The organism is Streptomyces sp. NPDC020489 (genome assembly GCF_044386545.1).
Taxonomy (GTDB): Bacteria; Actinomycetota; Actinomycetes; order Streptomycetales; family Streptomycetaceae; genus Streptomyces.
Window position 1 is genome coordinate 72,276 of the sequence record NZ_JBIRUZ010000007.1, and the last position, 13,936, is coordinate 86,211.

Genomic DNA, 13,936 nt, shown 5'->3' on the forward strand with positions numbered 1-13,936 from the left:
GAAGGTCAGCAGGGGTGGCTCTGGGACGTCCGAAGGGCCGCCGAGTCAGGTGATTTAGAGAGAATCATGAACTGTGGCGCCGACACAGCGTTTTTACCCAACTTCGTGGGGTTTCCATCCCTCAGAGGGCCCCACAGTTCAACTGTTCAACCACGGCGCACGCCATGCCCGCCAGCGCGTGCGCCGGAGCACCGGGACGCTCGCGGCACAGCGGGAGCCGGGCCCCACCCCCGTGCGGGCCCGGCTCCCGTGTTCCGGATGCGGGCAGCTCAGCTGCCCCGTGTCAGCTGCCTCCACCGCATCCGCCCCCGCCTCCCCCTCCGCGGGACGACGACCCCCCGCCGTCGCCCCCGCCGCGCCGTCACCCCGTCATCCCGTCACCGCCGCCCCCCGTCCCCGTCCCCCGCGGCCCGCGTTCAGCTGCCGCCGCCTCCGCAGCCGCCGCCACCGCCGCAGCCGCCTCCGCCACTGCTCCCGCCCCCGCAGGACGAGCTGCTCCCGCAGGAGGAGCTGGAGGAGCCGCACGAGGAGCCGCTGGAGCCGCTGTCGGCCCACCAGCTGCCGCCGGCGCTGCTGCTGCCGCTGCCGCGCGACACCCGGCGGGCGCGAGAGCTGTGGGAGTTCCTGCTGGTGGCCGCCGCGATGATGCACACCACGAACACGATGCCGACCAACGCCAGGATGATGCCGATGACCATGGCGTCACCCTCCTTCCGTTTCCCCGAGACGACCCCCCGTGGGCGCCTCGCGTTGTGCGTGCCGGGGAGATGCCCTCCTGCGTCGACGGCCAAAGCAGAGTTGAGCAACTCCAGAGCTTGGGCGCAGGATGGCCGCCACGGCCTCTCCTTCACCGGCGGGAAGACGGTGCGGGTGCCGACGGCCGCGACACGCGCGAGGAGTGGGCGAGGACATGGGCGACAGGGCGCTGCTGAACAGCAGGCTGGACGGATTCGGCACGACGATCTTCGCGGAGATGTCGGCACTGGCCGTACAGACCGGGGCCATCAACCTCGGTCAGGGCTTCCCCGACACCGACGGCCCCGAGACCGTGCGGGAGGCAGCGGTGCGGGCGCTGCGCGACGGGCGGGGCAACCAGTACCCGCCGGGTCCCGGCGTCCCCGAACTGCGCACCGCGGTCACCGACCACCAGCGCCGCTTCTACGGCCTGACCTTCGACCCCGACACCGAGGTCCTGGTCACCGCGGGCGCCACCGAGGCCATCGCCGCCGCGATGCTCGCGCTGCTGGAGCCGGGGGACGAGGTCATCGCCTTCGAGCCGTACTACGACTCCTACGCGGCCTGCATCAGCCTCGCCGGCGCCCGGCGCGTCCCGCTGACGCTGCGCGCGCCCGACTTCCGCCCGGACCTCGACGCGCTGCGGGCCGCGGTGACCGACCGCACGCGCCTGCTGCTGCTCAACTCGCCGCACAACCCGACCGGGATGGTGCTCACACGCGAGGAGCTGACCGCCATCGCCGAACTGGCGGTGGAGCGCGACCTGATCGTGGTGACGGACGAGGTGTACGAGCATCTGACGTACGACGACGCCGAGCACGTCCCGCTCATCTCGCTGCCGGGGATGCGCGACCGTACGGTCTCCATCTCCTCCGCGGGCAAGACCTTCTCCTTCACCGGCTGGAAGGTCGGCTGGATCACCGCCTCCGCACCGCTGGTGGCGGCCGTCCGCACGGCCAAGCAGTTCCTGACGTATGTGTCGTCCGGGCCGTTCCAGTACGCGATCGCGGAGGCGCTGCGGCTGCCGGACAGCTACTTCACCGGTTTCCGCGAGCAGTTGCGCGCCAAGCGGGACATCCTCTCCGAGGGGCTCGCGGCGGCGGGCTTCGAGGTGTTCCGCCCGCAGGGCACGTACTTCATCACCACCGACATCGCCCCCCTCGGCGAGCAGGACGCCCTCGCCTTCTGCCGCGGCCTGCCGGAACGCTCCGGCGTGGTCGCCGTCCCCAACTCCGTCTTCTACGACGACAAGCAGGCCGGCCGCAGCCAGGTCCGCTTCGCCTTCTGCAAGCAGGACGACATCCTGCGCGAGGCCTCGACCCGCCTGCAGCGCCGGGCGTAGGGCCCCGCCCCGGTCGGCCGGGCGCCGTCGCACGGCCGCCCCGGCCGCCCTTGGGACGCACCGCCGTCCCGAGCCGTTCGGCCCGGCCCGGTCGCCCACTCTCGCCACCTCGCCGCCGTCCGGTCCGCGGGGTCCCTCGGCGTGCCCGCGTCCACGGTGGCGTCGGCGGTCCGATCGCCCAAGGCGCGAGAGCCTCTCCAGCGGCTCACAGGTGGGACCGGAGCCGGGCCCGCCACCGTGGGAGGAGGCACCGGCCTCGCAGGAGCCGGGGCGGGTCGGTCGAGGGATCGGCCACGAGCGCTGGGGGAAGCACATGAAGCGGACCGGGGATGAGTGAGCGCGAACCGGTGACCGGCCCCGGCGCGCAGGGCACCGCCACCCACTGCCCGTACTGCGCGCTCCAGTGCGCCATGTGGCTGCGCACCGACGACACCGGCCGCCCCACCGTCGCCCCGCGCGACTTCCCCACCAACCAGGGCGGCCTGTGCCGCAAGGGCTGGACCGCGGCGGAGCTGCTCGCGCCCGGGCGCCGGCTCACCACCCCGCTCGTCCGGCGCGCACCGGGCGGTGAGCTGGAGGAGGCCGGCTGGGACGAGGCGCTCGCGCGGGTGGTCGCCGGGGTGCGGGAGATCCAGCGGGGCAGCGGCCGGGACGCCGTCGCGGTGTTCGGCGGCGGGGGGCTGACCAACGAGAAGGCGTACCTGCTCGGCAAGTTCGCGCGCGTCACGCTGGGCACGGCGAACATCGACTACAACGGCCGGTTCTGCATGTCCTCGGCCGCCGCGGCCGGGCTGCGCGCCTTCGGCCTCGACCGGGGCCTGCCGTTCCCGCTCTCCGACGTGGGCCGGGCCGACGCGCTGCTCCTGGTCGGCGCCAACCCCGCCGAGACCATGCCGCCCTTCGTCCGTCACCTGGACGCCGCGCGGGCCGCGGGCGGCGCCCTGGTGGTCGTGGACCCGCGGCGCACCGCCACCGCCGCCCGCGCGGATCTGCATCTGCGTCCCGCCCCGGGCACCGATCTCGCCCTGGCCAACGGCCTGCTGCACATCGCGGTGGCCGAGGGGCTCGTCGACGAGGCGTACGTCGCCGAGCGCACCGAGGGCTTCACCGCCGTACGGGAGGCCGTCGCCACCTACTGGCCCGAGCACGTGGAGCGGATCACCGGTGTCCCGGTCGCCGACCAGTACCGTGCCGTGCGGCTGCTCGCGGGGGCCGGGCGGGCCCTGGTGCTGACCGCCCGCGGCGCCGAGCAGCACCGCAACGGCACGGACACGGTCAGCGCGTTCGTCAATCTGGCGCTGGCGCTCGGCCTGCCCGGCCGGGAGGGGTCCGGGTACGGGTGCCTGACCGGGCAGGGCAACGGGCAGGGGGGCCGCGAGCACGGGCAGAAGGCGGACCAGCTCCCCGGCTACCGCCGGATCGACGACCCCCGGGCGCGTGCCCATGTGGCCGGGGTGTGGGGCGTGCCGGCCGACTCCCTGCCGGGTCCCGGTCTCAGCGCGTACGAACTGCTCGGCTCCCTCGGCACCGCGGGCGGGCCGCGCGGCCTGCTGCTGTTCGGCAGCAACCCGGTCGTCTCGGCGCCGCACGCGGGCCTGGTGGAACGGCGGCTGCGCGGCCTGGACCTGCTGGTGGTCGCGGACCCGGTGCTCAGCGAGACCGCCGCGCTCGCCGACGTCGTACTGCCCACGGCGCAGTGGGCGGAGGAGGACGGCACGATGACGAACCTGGAGGGCCGTGTCATCCGTCGGCGCCGGGCGTTCGCGCCGCCCGCGGGGGTCCGCACCGACCTGTGGGTCATCAGCGAGCTGAGCCGCCGGCTCGGCCGGCCCACCGGCTTCCCGGACAGCGCGCCGGAGGTCTTCGCGGAGCTGGGGCGGGCCGCCGCCGGTGGCCCCGCGGACTACTCGGGGATCACCTACGACCGTATCGACGCCGAGGGCGGGGTCTTCTGGCCCAGCCCCGAGGGCGCCGCCCCCGCAGGGGGCAGCCCCCGGCTGTTCCTGGACGCCTTCGCCCACCCCGACGGCCGGGCCCGCTTCGTCGCCGTGCACCACACGCCGCCGGCGGAGGAGCCGGACGAGCGCTACCCCCTGCACCTGACCACCGGGCGGATCATGCAGCACTACCAGAGCGGTGCCCAGACCCGCCGCGTCCCGGAGCTGGCCGCCGCCGTCCGCGGCCCGCACGTGGAGATCCACCCCGATCTCGCCGCCCGGCACGGCATCGCCGCCGGGGACCGGGTCCGGCTGGTGAGCCGGCGGGGCAGCACCGAGGCGGCCGCCCGGCTCACCTCGGCGGTGCCCCCGGACACCCTGTTCATGCCGTTCCACTGGGGTGGGCGGCAGCGGGTGAACTCGGTGGTGGGCGACGCGCTCGACCCGGTGTCGCGGATGCCGGAGTTCAAGGTCAGCGCGGTACGACTGGAGCGTGTGGGATGACGCCGGCGCACATCGTGGTCATCGGCAACGGCATGGCGGGCCACCGGGTCGCGGAGGAGATCCACCGGCGCGATGCGGACCTGCGGATCACGGTCGTCGGCGGTGAGCCGCGGCACGCCTACAACCGGGTCCTGCTCACCAACCTGCTGGCCGGGCGGGCCACGGAGGAGTCCATCGGGCTGCCCGCCCTGCCGTCCGGCGTCCGGGTCCTCACCGGCAGGGCGGCCGTCGCCCTGGACCGGCCCCGGCGGACGGTGACCCTCGACGGCGGGGACGTCCTGACGTACGACCGGCTGGTGCTGGCCACCGGCAGCTCGCCGTTCGTGCCGCCGCTGAAGCGGATCGTGCGCGACGACGGCGGGCTCGTGCCCGGCGTGGTGCCCTTCCGCACCCTGGACGACTGCCGGCGGATCCTGCGGCTCGCCGTGCCGGGGGCCCGCGCGCTCGTCCTGGGCGGCGGGCTGCTCGGCGTGGAGGCCGCGCGGGGACTGGCCGAGCGCGGACTGGACGTCACCGTGCTGCACGCCGCCCCGCACCTGATGGAACGCCAGCTCGACGGGCCCGCCGCCCGGGTCCTGGCCCACACCCTGGGCGGGCTGGGCATCGACGTGCTCACCGGGATCGACGTGGTCGGCGGGCAGCGCGGTGCGCGGTTCACCGGGGTCGAGCTGGCCGACGGCCGGACCGTGCCCGGGGACCTGCTGGTCGTGGCGTGCGGCACCCGGCCCGACATCGCCCTCGCCCGGTCCGCGGGGCTCGCCACGCGCCGCGGGGTGCTGGTCGACGCGTGGATGCGCACCGACGACCCGGCCGTGTACGCCGTCGGTGACTGCGCCGAGCACGCCGGCACCGTCTCCGGGCTGGTCGCCTCGGCGTGGGACCAGGCGAGGACCGCGGCCGCGGCCCTGACCGGCGACCCCGAGGGCCGCCCCTACCGGCCCGCCCCGCCGGTGGCCCGGCTCAAGGCGGCGGGCATCGACCTCGCGGCGCTGGGCGACCCGGACACCGGGGACGAGCCGGACCCGGGGCGCGAGGTCGTGACGTTCACCGACAGCCGGCGGGGCGTCTACCAGCGGGTCGTGCTGCGGGACGACCGGGTCACCGGTGCGGTGCTGCTCGGCGACACCGCGACGGCCGGGATCGTCACCCGGCTCTTCGACCGCCGGGAGACGGCGCCCCGCGACCGCAGGCTGCTGCTCTTCCCCGAGCTCGCCGACACCGCGGGCACCCCGGCGGGCGGTCCGGCGGCGCTCCCGGACGACGCGGTGGTCTGCCAGTGCAACGGGGTCACCAAGGGCGCGCTGCTGCGCTGCCGGGCCGACGGCGCGCCCGACCTGGCCACCGTCGCCCGCCGGACCAGGGCGACCACGGGCTGCGGCGGCTGCACTTCGGACGTCGAGGAACTGCTGCGCCCGTCGGCCGCGGCGGACCCGGCGGGACCCTGAGCGGAGTCACGTCGCCACGCCGGGCGCCGGGAAGCCGTACCCGCACGGCTGTCGAATGCTCGCGTTTATCCCGTTCACCCTGCAATGTGCGGGTGTGACTCACGCCCGTACCCTCGACGCCACCCTCGCGCCGTCCCCCGTCACACCGCCCGGCCCCACCGGACGGACCGCGCCGCGCGCCTCCCGCGCGGTGACGCTCGGTACGGCGCTCGGCCTGTTCGTGCTCGCCCGCCTCACCGGCGCCGCCGTGCTCGCCGCGACCGCCCGGGCCACCGGGCAGCGGCCCCTCACCCTGCTCGCCCGGTCCTGGGACTCCCGCTGGTACCTGGGCATCGCCGAGCACGGCTACGGCCGCACCCTGCACCTGCGCCCCGACCTCGTCTTCAGCGACCTCGCCTTCTTCCCGCTCTACCCGACGCTGATCCGCGCGGTGACGACGCTGACCCCGCTCGGCGGCGGCGCGGCGGGCCTGCTGATCGCCTGGGCCGCCGCCGTCGTGGCCGCCGCCGGCCTCTACGCCGTGGGGCTGCGCCTGCACGGCCGGGCGGTGGCCGCGGCCCTCGTCGTGCTCTGGGGCCTGCTGCCGCACTCGGTCGTGCTGTCGATGGCGTACACCGAACCGGTGCTGACCGCGTTCGCCGCCTGGTCGCTGTACGCCGTGCTCACCGGCCGCTGGCTGTGGGCGGGGGCGCTGGCCACGCTGGCGGGGCTGGCTCGGCCGAACGGGTTCGCGGTGGCCGCGGCGGTCCTGGTGACGGCGGCGTACGAGATCGTCCGGCGGCGCGGAAAAGTTACCCACAGGCTGTGGACGGGCGCGGCGCTCGCCCCGCTCGGCTGGTGCGCGTACGTGCTGTGGGTCGGCCACCGCAAGGGCGACCTGCTCGGCGGCTACTTCGAGGTGCAGCGCCTGTGGGGCTCACGCTTCGACTTCGGCCGGGGCTCCCTGCGCTTCGTGCGCCACCTGCTCCTGCGGGAGGACCGCATGCTCCACCCGATGGCCCTGCTGATCGTCGCGGCCGCGGTCGTCCTGTACGCCCTGCTGCTCCTCGACCGCCCCCCGCTGCCCCTGCTGGTCTACAGCGGCGTCCTGCTCCTGATCACCCTCGGCGGCTCGGGCTTCTTCGAGTCCAAGCCCCGCTTCCTGCTTCCGGCGTTCCCGCTGCTGCTGCCGCTGGCGCGGGCGCTGGCGGGCACGGCGAGAGCCCGGCCCTGGCACGCGGCCGTGGTGGCCGGTGCCCTGGCCGGGCTCTCGTTCGGGTACGGCGCGTATCTGGTCGTACTGGCCGACACGCCCCTGTAGCCGGGGACTACTCCTCGTCGCCCTCGGGCTTCTCCGAGTCGTTGACCTCCTGCTCGAGGCCGAGCTGCTCGACGAGCCACTTGTCGAACTCGATGGCGGCACGCACCCAGCTGACGGTCGAGGAGACGAAGTGCTCCAGGCTGACGCCGGTGCCGATGAGCATCTGCGCCTCACCGATCAGACGGACGGTGCCGTCGTCGTGGGTGTGCGTGTAGACCTTGGGCCACAGGGTGCGCCGGTTCCAGTCGTCGATGGACTCCAGCAGCAGCGGCTTCTCGTCGATCTTGTGGGGCCGGTCGTAGAACGTCCGCACCGAGAAGACCTGCTGGTCACCCTCGCCGCGGAACATGAAATACGTACGGAACTGCTCCCACGGCGCCGCGAGGTCGCCCTCTTCGTCGACGACATACTTCAGCTCCATCTGGTCCAGGAGCTGCTTCACGAGGTCCTGATCCGGGACGACGGGGCCCGCCGGCCCTTGGGGCTGCGGCTCGGGCTGGCCCCCGAAGTTCGGAATCGAGGACGGGTCGATGGTCACCGTGATTTTCCCTTCGTACGGATCCCGCCATCCTCTCCCATCCGGGGAGGGGGGTGGCAACCCCCGACAGACCCTGTCAGCCGTGGGCTGACAGGATCCGGCCGCTCGGCCCCGCCCGGGTCAGCCGTGGACCAGCGCGGTGCCCTGGAGCTCCTGGGTGATGGCACCCTTGTCGTCGCCCACGATGTCGTAGACGATCGTGGCGTCCGCGGACCACCACAGCTCACCGTCGTACACGCGGGACGGGGCGGCGCAGGTGTTCGCCGCGGTGTCGTAGGCCCAGAAGGGGTTGTCGTTGACCATCGCGGTCAGGTCGCAGGTCTTCTTGGTGATGACCTCGTCGGCCTCGCTCGGGCCGAGGCGCGCCTCGGCACGCGTCGTGATCTTGAAGCTGGCGAAGCGGGTGGAGTGGTCGCCGATCTGGTCGACGGCGAGCTTCCAGTAGACGACCGACTTGGCCTGGAAGTCGCCCTGGTCGAGGTTGGCCGCGCCGTTGTTGTCCACGATGTACGTCGTCTTCGGCCTCGCGCCCGGGAAGGTGACGTCGAACTGGGACGTGGCGGACCAGGCGGCCGCCGGGGAGGCCATCAGGACACCCACGGCCACGGCGGACGACGCGAGACCGGCTGCGGTCAGGAGCTTGCGCATGCACATTCCTTCTCTGCTGAAGTGTGTCGCAACAGGCATGCGGGGGCGCGCGGCAGCGCCATGGCGATGTGCGTGAACGAACCCCCGTGAAACGTGCGCCCAGGCCGGAGTGATCAGGTCCACCTCACAGGCGCCCGGTCACTGTAAGCACCGCATGGACATGTCGACAGAGGAATTAGGCGCGGTGGCCGGAACCGACGACCGAAAGCGGAACGGCCCCGCGCGACTCGCCCGCCCCACGGCCCACAGCGTGGTCCACGGAGTTTCCGTGAAGCGGAGGGGCGGGAGGTGCGGGAGCCACTGCTGCGGTTGACCGAAAGCGATCATTCCGTCAGCCCTGGACACGCGTCGGCCCGCCCCGCCGAGTGCGGGACGGGCCGACGCGGGTTCCGGCTGACCGTCAGAGCGTCTTGCCGGTGGCGGGGCCCACGATCAGGCCGTCGCCGAAGGTGTCCACGCGGACCGTGTCGCCGTCCTTGACCTCGCCGGAGAGGATCTCCTTGGCGAGCCGGTCGCCGATGGCGCTCTGGACGAGGCGGCGCAGCGGGCGGGCGCCGTACGCCGGGTCGTTGCCCTCGTGGGCGAGCCAGTCCAGGGCCTCGTCGGTGACCACCAGGGTCAGACGGCGTTCCGCGAGGCGCTTGGCCAGCCGGTCGATCTGGAGCCGCGCGATCCGGCCCAGCTCGTCCTTCGTCAGGGCCGAGAAGACGACCAGGTCGTCCAGGCGGTTGAGGAACTCCGGCTTGAAAGCGGTGCGGACCACTTCCAGGACCTGTTCCTTCTTCTCCTGCTCGCTGGTGATCGGGTCGACCAGGAACTGGCTGCCGAGGTTCGAGGTGAGCACCAGGATCGTGTTGCGGAAGTCGACGGTGCGGCCCTGACCGTCCGTCAGGCGTCCGTCGTCCAGCACCTGGAGCAACACGTCGAAGACCTCGGGGTGCGCCTTCTCCACCTCGTCCAGCAGGACCACGGAGTACGGGCGCCGGCGCACCGCCTCCGTCAGCTGGCCGCCCTCCTCGTAGCCGATGTAGCCGGGAGGCGCGCCGACCAGCCGGGCCACGCTGTGCTTCTCGCCGTACTCCGACATGTCGATGCGGACCATGGCCCGCTCGTCGTCGAAGAGGAAGTCGGCGAGCGCCTTGGCGAGTTCGGTCTTGCCGACGCCCGTCGGACCCAGGAAGAGGAAGGAGCCGGTCGGGCGGTCCGGGTCGGCGATACCGGCCCGGGTGCGGCGTACGGCGTCGGAGACGGCCTGCACGGCCTCCGTCTGGCCGATGAGCCGGCGGCCCAACTCCTCCTCCATGCGCAGGAGTTTCTGCGTCTCGCCCTCCAGGAGGCGCCCGGCGGGGATGCCGGTCCAGGCGGCGACGACGTCGGCGATGTCGTCCGGGCCGACCTCCTCCTTGACCATGGTGTCCTTGGAGACCTCCTCCTCGGCCTGGGAGGCTTCTGCCAAGTCCCGTTCCAGGGTGGGGATCTCGCCGTACAGCAGCTTGCTGGCGGTGTCGAAGTCGCCGTCGCGCTGGGCCCGTTCGGCCGTCCCGCGCAACTCGTCGAGCTTCTCCTTGAGTTCACCGACCCGGTTGAGGGACTGCTTCTCCTTCTCCCAGCGGGCGGTCAGGCCCCGCAGCTCCTCCTCCTTGTCGGCGAGGTCGCGGCGCAGCCGTTCCAGGCGCTCGCGGGAGGCCGGGTCGGTCTCCTTGACCAGGGCGAGCTCCTCCATCTTCAACCGGTCGACGGCGCGCTGGAGTTCGTCGATCTCCAGGGGCGAGGAGTCGATCTCCATGCGCAGCCGGGAGGCGGACTCGTCGACCAGGTCGATGGCCTTGTCGGGGAGGAAGCGGGAGGTGATGTACCGGTCGGAGAGGGTGGCGGCGGCCACCAGCGCGGCGTCGGCGATCTGGACCTTGTGGTGGGCCTCGTAGCGGCCCTTGAGCCCGCGCAGGATCGCGATGGTGTCCTCGACGGTGGGCTCGGCCACCAGCACCTGCTGGAAGCGCCGCTCCAGCGCCGGGTCCTTCTCGATCCGCTCCCGGTACTCGTCCAGCGTGGTCGCGCCGACCATGCGCAGCTCACCGCGGGCGAGCATGGGCTTGAGCATGTTCCCGGCGTCCATGGCCGAGTCACCGCCCGCTCCGGCGCCCACGACGGTGTGCAGTTCGTCGATGAAGGTGATGATCTGCCCGTCGGAGTCCCTGATCTCGGCGAGGACGGTCTTCAGCCGCTCCTCGAACTCGCCGCGGTACTTGGCCCCGGCGACCATGGCGCCCAGGTCGAGGGCGACGAGCCGCTTGTTCTTGAGGGACTCGGGCACGTCCCCCTTCACGATCCGCTGGGCGAGCCCCTCGACGACGGCGGTCTTGCCGACGCCGGGCTCGCCGATGAGGACGGGGTTGTTCTTGGTCCGCCGGGACAGCACCTGCACGACCCGCCGGATCTCCTGGTCGCGCCCGATGACGGGGTCGAGCTTGCCCTCGCGCGCGGCGGCGGTGAAGTCCGTGCCGAACTTCTCGAGGGCCTTGTACTGCCCCTCCGGATCGGGCGTGGTCACCCGGCGTCCTCCCCTGGCCTTCCGGAACGCCTCCTGCAAGGTCCTGGCGTTCGCTCCTTGCGAGGAGAGTACGTCCGCGGCCTGCCCGCCCTTCGCGGCGATGCCGATGAGCAGGTGCTCGGTGGAGAGGTACTCGTCGCCGAGGTCCTTGGCACGGGCGCCCGCGTCCGCGACGACCGCGAGCAGGTCACGGCTGGGCTGCGGGGGCGCGACGGTGGAGCCGGCCACGCTGGGCAGCGCGCCGAGCACCTTCTCGGCGCCCGCGCGCACGGCGGCCTGGTCGGCCTCGACGGCGGCCAGCAGGTCGACGATGTTCTCGTTGTCCTGGCCCTGGAGCAGAGCCAGCAGCAGGTGGGCGGGGGTGAGGTCGGCGTGCCCCGCGGCGGCGGCGCGCTTCTCGGCCGCGTTGATCGCGTCCCGGCTCCGGTTGGTCAGCTCGGCGTCCACGTGTCCGTACTCCTCCTCGGTGTCGGCTCCTCTGGCCTGACTCAGTCAACGTACACAAAGTTGAGTCTATTCCACTCAAGGTGTGGACGGGAGGCTTTGAGGGACTACCTTCCGGGCCATGACGACGCGTACCCAGGACCTCGCGGCCCTCCCGGAGCCGTACCTCAGCTTCTGGCGGGAGCGGCACCTGTGCACCCTGACGACCCTGCGCCCGGACGGCAGCCCGCACGTCGTGCCGGTCGGGGTGACCTACGACGCCGAGGCCCGGCTCGCCCGGGTGATCACCAGCGGATCGAGCCGCAAGGCGCTGAACGTCCTGGCGGCCGGGGCCGACGGGGCTCGGGTGGCCGTGTGCCAGACGGCGGGCCGGTACTGGGCCACGCTGGAGGGGCGGGCCCGCGTCCGCACCGAGCCGGAGCGGGTCGCGGAGGCGGAGCGGCGGTACGCGGAGCGCTACGAGCGCGTGCCGCGGCCGAATCCCGCGCGGGTGGTGATCGAGATCGAGGTGACCCGGGCGATGGGGCACACGGAAAACGCGTGAGCGATCTCTTTCGGCCAGCGGCCGACAGGGTGGATACCCGGAAATGTCGCCGGAAACTGCAGCGGCGTCACCGTGTTCAGGTCACGGTGACGCCGCTGCGGGGGGAAGCACCTGCGCGATCTGTTACGACGGGGGAATCGCGTCAGGCACTGCGGGGGGTGGCTGGGATGGCCCGATGGGTGGGGGATTCAGGTTCCACCAGCCGGTGGTCTCGTTGGTCCAGATTCACAAAGATCATTCCGTACCGGATGGCACACCGCACAGGCTGCGGCGCCCCCCGAGGCCGCCGCAGACACCGGTACGCCCGTACGTCCTCGTCCTCGTCCCGCGTGACGACGACCGGCTCTCCGAAGACGGTCACCATCAGCGAGTCACCGGCGTGGGGGATCGCGGTGACCAGGTCGATGAAGTGCCAGCCGGAGCGGTAGGCCGTGGCCATCTCGCGACGGAAGGACCGGTCGTCGGGAGGAGTGGTCATGACTCGACGGCCCACGTGCTGTCGTCCGTGCCCCAGGTGCTGTCAGCCGGCTTGTCGGCCGCGACGATCCGCCACGTGCTGTCACCGAGGCCGGCGGCGCTCACCGTCGTCCCGCGCCAGGTGCTGTCCTGCGCGCTGTCGCCCTGCGTCCCCGCGAAACCGCTCAGCACTCCGACGGCCACGACGGTGGAGAAGGCGGCGGCAAGCACCGAGCGAAGCATTCTCTTATACATAGTCGGCTTCGTCCTCATTTGAAGGTCACCTCTCCCCCGCTGAGTAAGACGATGGCCCATTCGGGCACGTCATGGCCACACAATCGATGCATCATGTTCCTGCACGTTCAGGACCCTGGGGGGTGGAGATTTGGCAGCAAACGAGACTAAACGGGCACATCCTCATGCGTTGACTGAGCTGTGCGAGGAGGGCCGCCGTCTTTATGAGAACGCTCTCCGCACGGGACGGATCGCCCGTGCGGACGTGGCGCCCGCCCCGTGCCTGATGGAGTTCGCCCTCCTGCACCCCGACCCCGACGACGCCAACTGGCTGCGTCCCGTTCCACCCTCCATCGCCCTGGCCCAGCGTCTCAACCCGATCGAACACGAGATCACGCAGCGCAGGCGGCAGTCCATCGAACTCGCCGACGCTTTCGAGCCGTTCATGGCGCTGAGCGCCCAGGCGACCGCGACCACGCACTCGATCACCGTGCTCGAGGGCATCGAGCGGATCAACGCGGCGCTCGATCTGGCCACCGCCCAGTGCCAGACCGAGATGCTCACGATCCAGCCGATGCGCCGCCGGCTGGAGCACACCCTCTCCCAGGGGCTCGAGCGCGACCGGCCCCTGGTCGAACGCGGTTGCCGCATCCGGACCCTGTACCAGCACCCGGCGCGCTACAGCCCGGAGACACTCGCCTACGTGGCCCAGTTCACCGACGGCAAAGTGGAGTACCGCACCATCGACGAGCTGGTCGAACGACTGATCATCTGCGACGAGACCGTGGCGTTCATCCCCACCCGCGACGACGGGGAGGTCGCCCTCGAACTCCGCCACCCGGGGCTCGTCCGCTACCTGATCAAGGTCTTCGAGTTCATCTGGTCCCGGGCCGTCCCGCTGAGCGCGGGCGCCCCCTACGAGACCGCCCCCGACGGCATCACCGAGATCCAGCACTCCATCGCCAAGCTGCTCGTCGAGGGCCATGTCGACGAGGCGATCGCGCGCCGCCTGGGCATGAACGTGCGCACCTGCCGGGCCCACATCGCCAAGCTCGCCACCGCCCTGGGCAGCGGGAGCCGGGCGCAACTGGGCTACCTCATCGCGGAATCCGGCCTCCTGAAGCAGGAGGGCGCACTGGAGTGATCCGGCCTCCACACCAGGGAGACGGTGTGGAGGACCTGTGTGCCGCGGGGCGTCGATCTCCACCGGATCGCCCCGAACGGGCCACCCCGCCGGACCGCGCCCGTCGGTTCGGCC

The 13,936-nt window shown here is 72.5% G+C and carries 12 protein-coding genes; 6 read left to right on the forward strand and 6 right to left on the reverse strand.

Going from position 1 to position 13,936, the window contains the following annotated elements:
- Positions 1-416 precede the first annotated feature (416 nt).
- The gene (locus ACH41F_RS20025) at positions 417-698 is read right to left on the reverse strand and encodes a hypothetical protein (RefSeq protein ID WP_391233128.1); all 282 of its coding nucleotides are present in this window, start codon (positions 696-698) and stop codon (positions 417-419) included.
- Positions 699-910: 212 nt separating this feature from the next.
- On the opposite strand from ACH41F_RS20025, the gene ACH41F_RS20030 reads away from it, so the two are divergent.
- The 4 genes from ACH41F_RS20030 to ACH41F_RS20045 all read left to right on the forward strand — a co-directional run bounded on the left by ACH41F_RS20030 (position 911) and on the right by ACH41F_RS20045 (position 7,263).
- Entirely contained in the window at positions 911-2,077 is a 1,167-nt protein-coding gene (locus tag ACH41F_RS20030) for a pyridoxal phosphate-dependent aminotransferase (protein ID WP_391233130.1), read from the forward strand.
- A gap of 329 nt (positions 2,078-2,406) precedes the next feature.
- Positions 2,407-4,518: a molybdopterin oxidoreductase family protein gene (locus ACH41F_RS20035; protein WP_398836796.1), complete on the forward strand. Its 2,112-nt coding sequence runs from the start codon at positions 2,407-2,409 to the stop codon at positions 4,516-4,518.
- Positions 4,515-5,963, forward strand: coding sequence for an FAD-dependent oxidoreductase (locus tag ACH41F_RS20040; RefSeq protein ID WP_398836797.1), 1,449 nt, complete (start codon positions 4,515-4,517; stop codon positions 5,961-5,963). The genes ACH41F_RS20035 and ACH41F_RS20040 overlap by 4 nt, the downstream gene beginning before the upstream one ends.
- A gap of 94 nt (positions 5,964-6,057) precedes the next feature.
- Positions 6,058-7,263, forward strand: a complete 1,206-nt coding sequence (locus ACH41F_RS20045; protein WP_398836799.1) for a hypothetical protein — start codon at positions 6,058-6,060, stop codon at positions 7,261-7,263.
- Positions 7,264-7,270: 7 nt separating this feature from the next.
- Here the strand turns inward: ACH41F_RS20045 and ACH41F_RS20050 are convergent, their stop codons facing one another.
- From ACH41F_RS20050 to clpB, 3 genes are all read right to left on the reverse strand, one after another.
- Positions 7,271-7,801, reverse strand: coding sequence for a YbjN domain-containing protein (locus ACH41F_RS20050; RefSeq protein WP_391233136.1), 531 nt, complete (start codon positions 7,799-7,801; stop codon positions 7,271-7,273).
- 120 nt (positions 7,802-7,921) lie between these two features.
- Positions 7,922-8,449, reverse strand: a complete 528-nt coding sequence (locus ACH41F_RS20055; protein ID WP_398836800.1) for a hypothetical protein — start codon at positions 8,447-8,449, stop codon at positions 7,922-7,924.
- A 400-nt stretch (positions 8,450-8,849) separates the two neighbouring features.
- Positions 8,850-11,447 (reverse strand): ATP-dependent chaperone ClpB, encoded by a 2,598-nt coding sequence (clpB, locus tag ACH41F_RS20060; RefSeq protein ID WP_398836801.1) that lies wholly within the window; start codon positions 11,445-11,447, stop codon positions 8,850-8,852.
- A 118-nt stretch (positions 11,448-11,565) separates the two neighbouring features.
- Here clpB and ACH41F_RS20065 point away from each other — a divergent pair, with 118 nt between their 5' ends.
- A complete protein-coding gene (locus ACH41F_RS20065; protein ID WP_398836802.1) occupies positions 11,566-11,988 on the forward strand; it encodes a pyridoxamine 5'-phosphate oxidase family protein in 423 nt (140 codons plus the stop codon).
- A 142-nt stretch (positions 11,989-12,130) separates the two neighbouring features.
- Here the strand turns inward: ACH41F_RS20065 and ACH41F_RS20070 are convergent, their stop codons facing one another.
- On the reverse strand, positions 12,131-12,466 hold the full coding sequence (locus ACH41F_RS20070; protein WP_353692756.1) for a hypothetical protein: 336 nt from the start codon (positions 12,464-12,466) through the stop codon (positions 12,131-12,133).
- Positions 12,463-12,687 carry a hypothetical protein gene (locus tag ACH41F_RS20075; RefSeq protein ID WP_391233141.1) on the reverse strand — a complete coding sequence of 75 codons (225 nt, stop codon included), beginning with the start codon at positions 12,685-12,687 and terminating at the stop codon, positions 12,463-12,465. The genes ACH41F_RS20070 and ACH41F_RS20075 overlap by 4 nt, the downstream gene beginning before the upstream one ends.
- Positions 12,688-12,868: 181 nt before the next feature.
- Between ACH41F_RS20075 and ACH41F_RS20080 the strand changes: the two genes are divergently transcribed.
- Positions 12,869-13,822 carry a helix-turn-helix transcriptional regulator gene (locus ACH41F_RS20080; RefSeq protein WP_391233142.1) on the forward strand — a complete coding sequence of 318 codons (954 nt, stop codon included), beginning with the start codon at positions 12,869-12,871 and terminating at the stop codon, positions 13,820-13,822.
- Positions 13,823-13,936: the final 114 nt, after the last annotated feature.

Excerpts from the sequence above, each read along its gene's own strand:
- ACH41F_RS20025 (WP_391233128.1), bottom strand. The coding sequence starts at position 698 with ATGGTCATCGGCATCATCCTGGCGTTGGTCGGCATCGTGTTCGTGGTG.
- ACH41F_RS20030 (WP_391233130.1), top strand. The coding sequence starts at position 911 with ATGGGCGACAGGGCGCTGCTGAACAGCAGGCTGGACGGATTCGGCACG.
- ACH41F_RS20035 (WP_398836796.1), top strand. The coding sequence starts at position 2,407 with ATGAGTGAGCGCGAACCGGTGACCGGCCCCGGCGCGCAGGGCACCGCC.
- ACH41F_RS20040 (WP_398836797.1), top strand. The coding sequence starts at position 4,515 with ATGACGCCGGCGCACATCGTGGTCATCGGCAACGGCATGGCGGGCCAC.
- ACH41F_RS20055 (WP_398836800.1), bottom strand. The coding sequence starts at position 8,449 with ATGCGCAAGCTCCTGACCGCAGCCGGTCTCGCGTCGTCCGCCGTGGCC.
- ACH41F_RS20065 (WP_398836802.1), top strand. The coding sequence starts at position 11,566 with ATGACGACGCGTACCCAGGACCTCGCGGCCCTCCCGGAGCCGTACCTC.
- ACH41F_RS20070 (WP_353692756.1), bottom strand. The coding sequence starts at position 12,466 with ATGACCACTCCTCCCGACGACCGGTCCTTCCGTCGCGAGATGGCCACG.
- ACH41F_RS20075 (WP_391233141.1), bottom strand. The coding sequence starts at position 12,687 with ATGCTTCGCTCGGTGCTTGCCGCCGCCTTCTCCACCGTCGTGGCCGTC.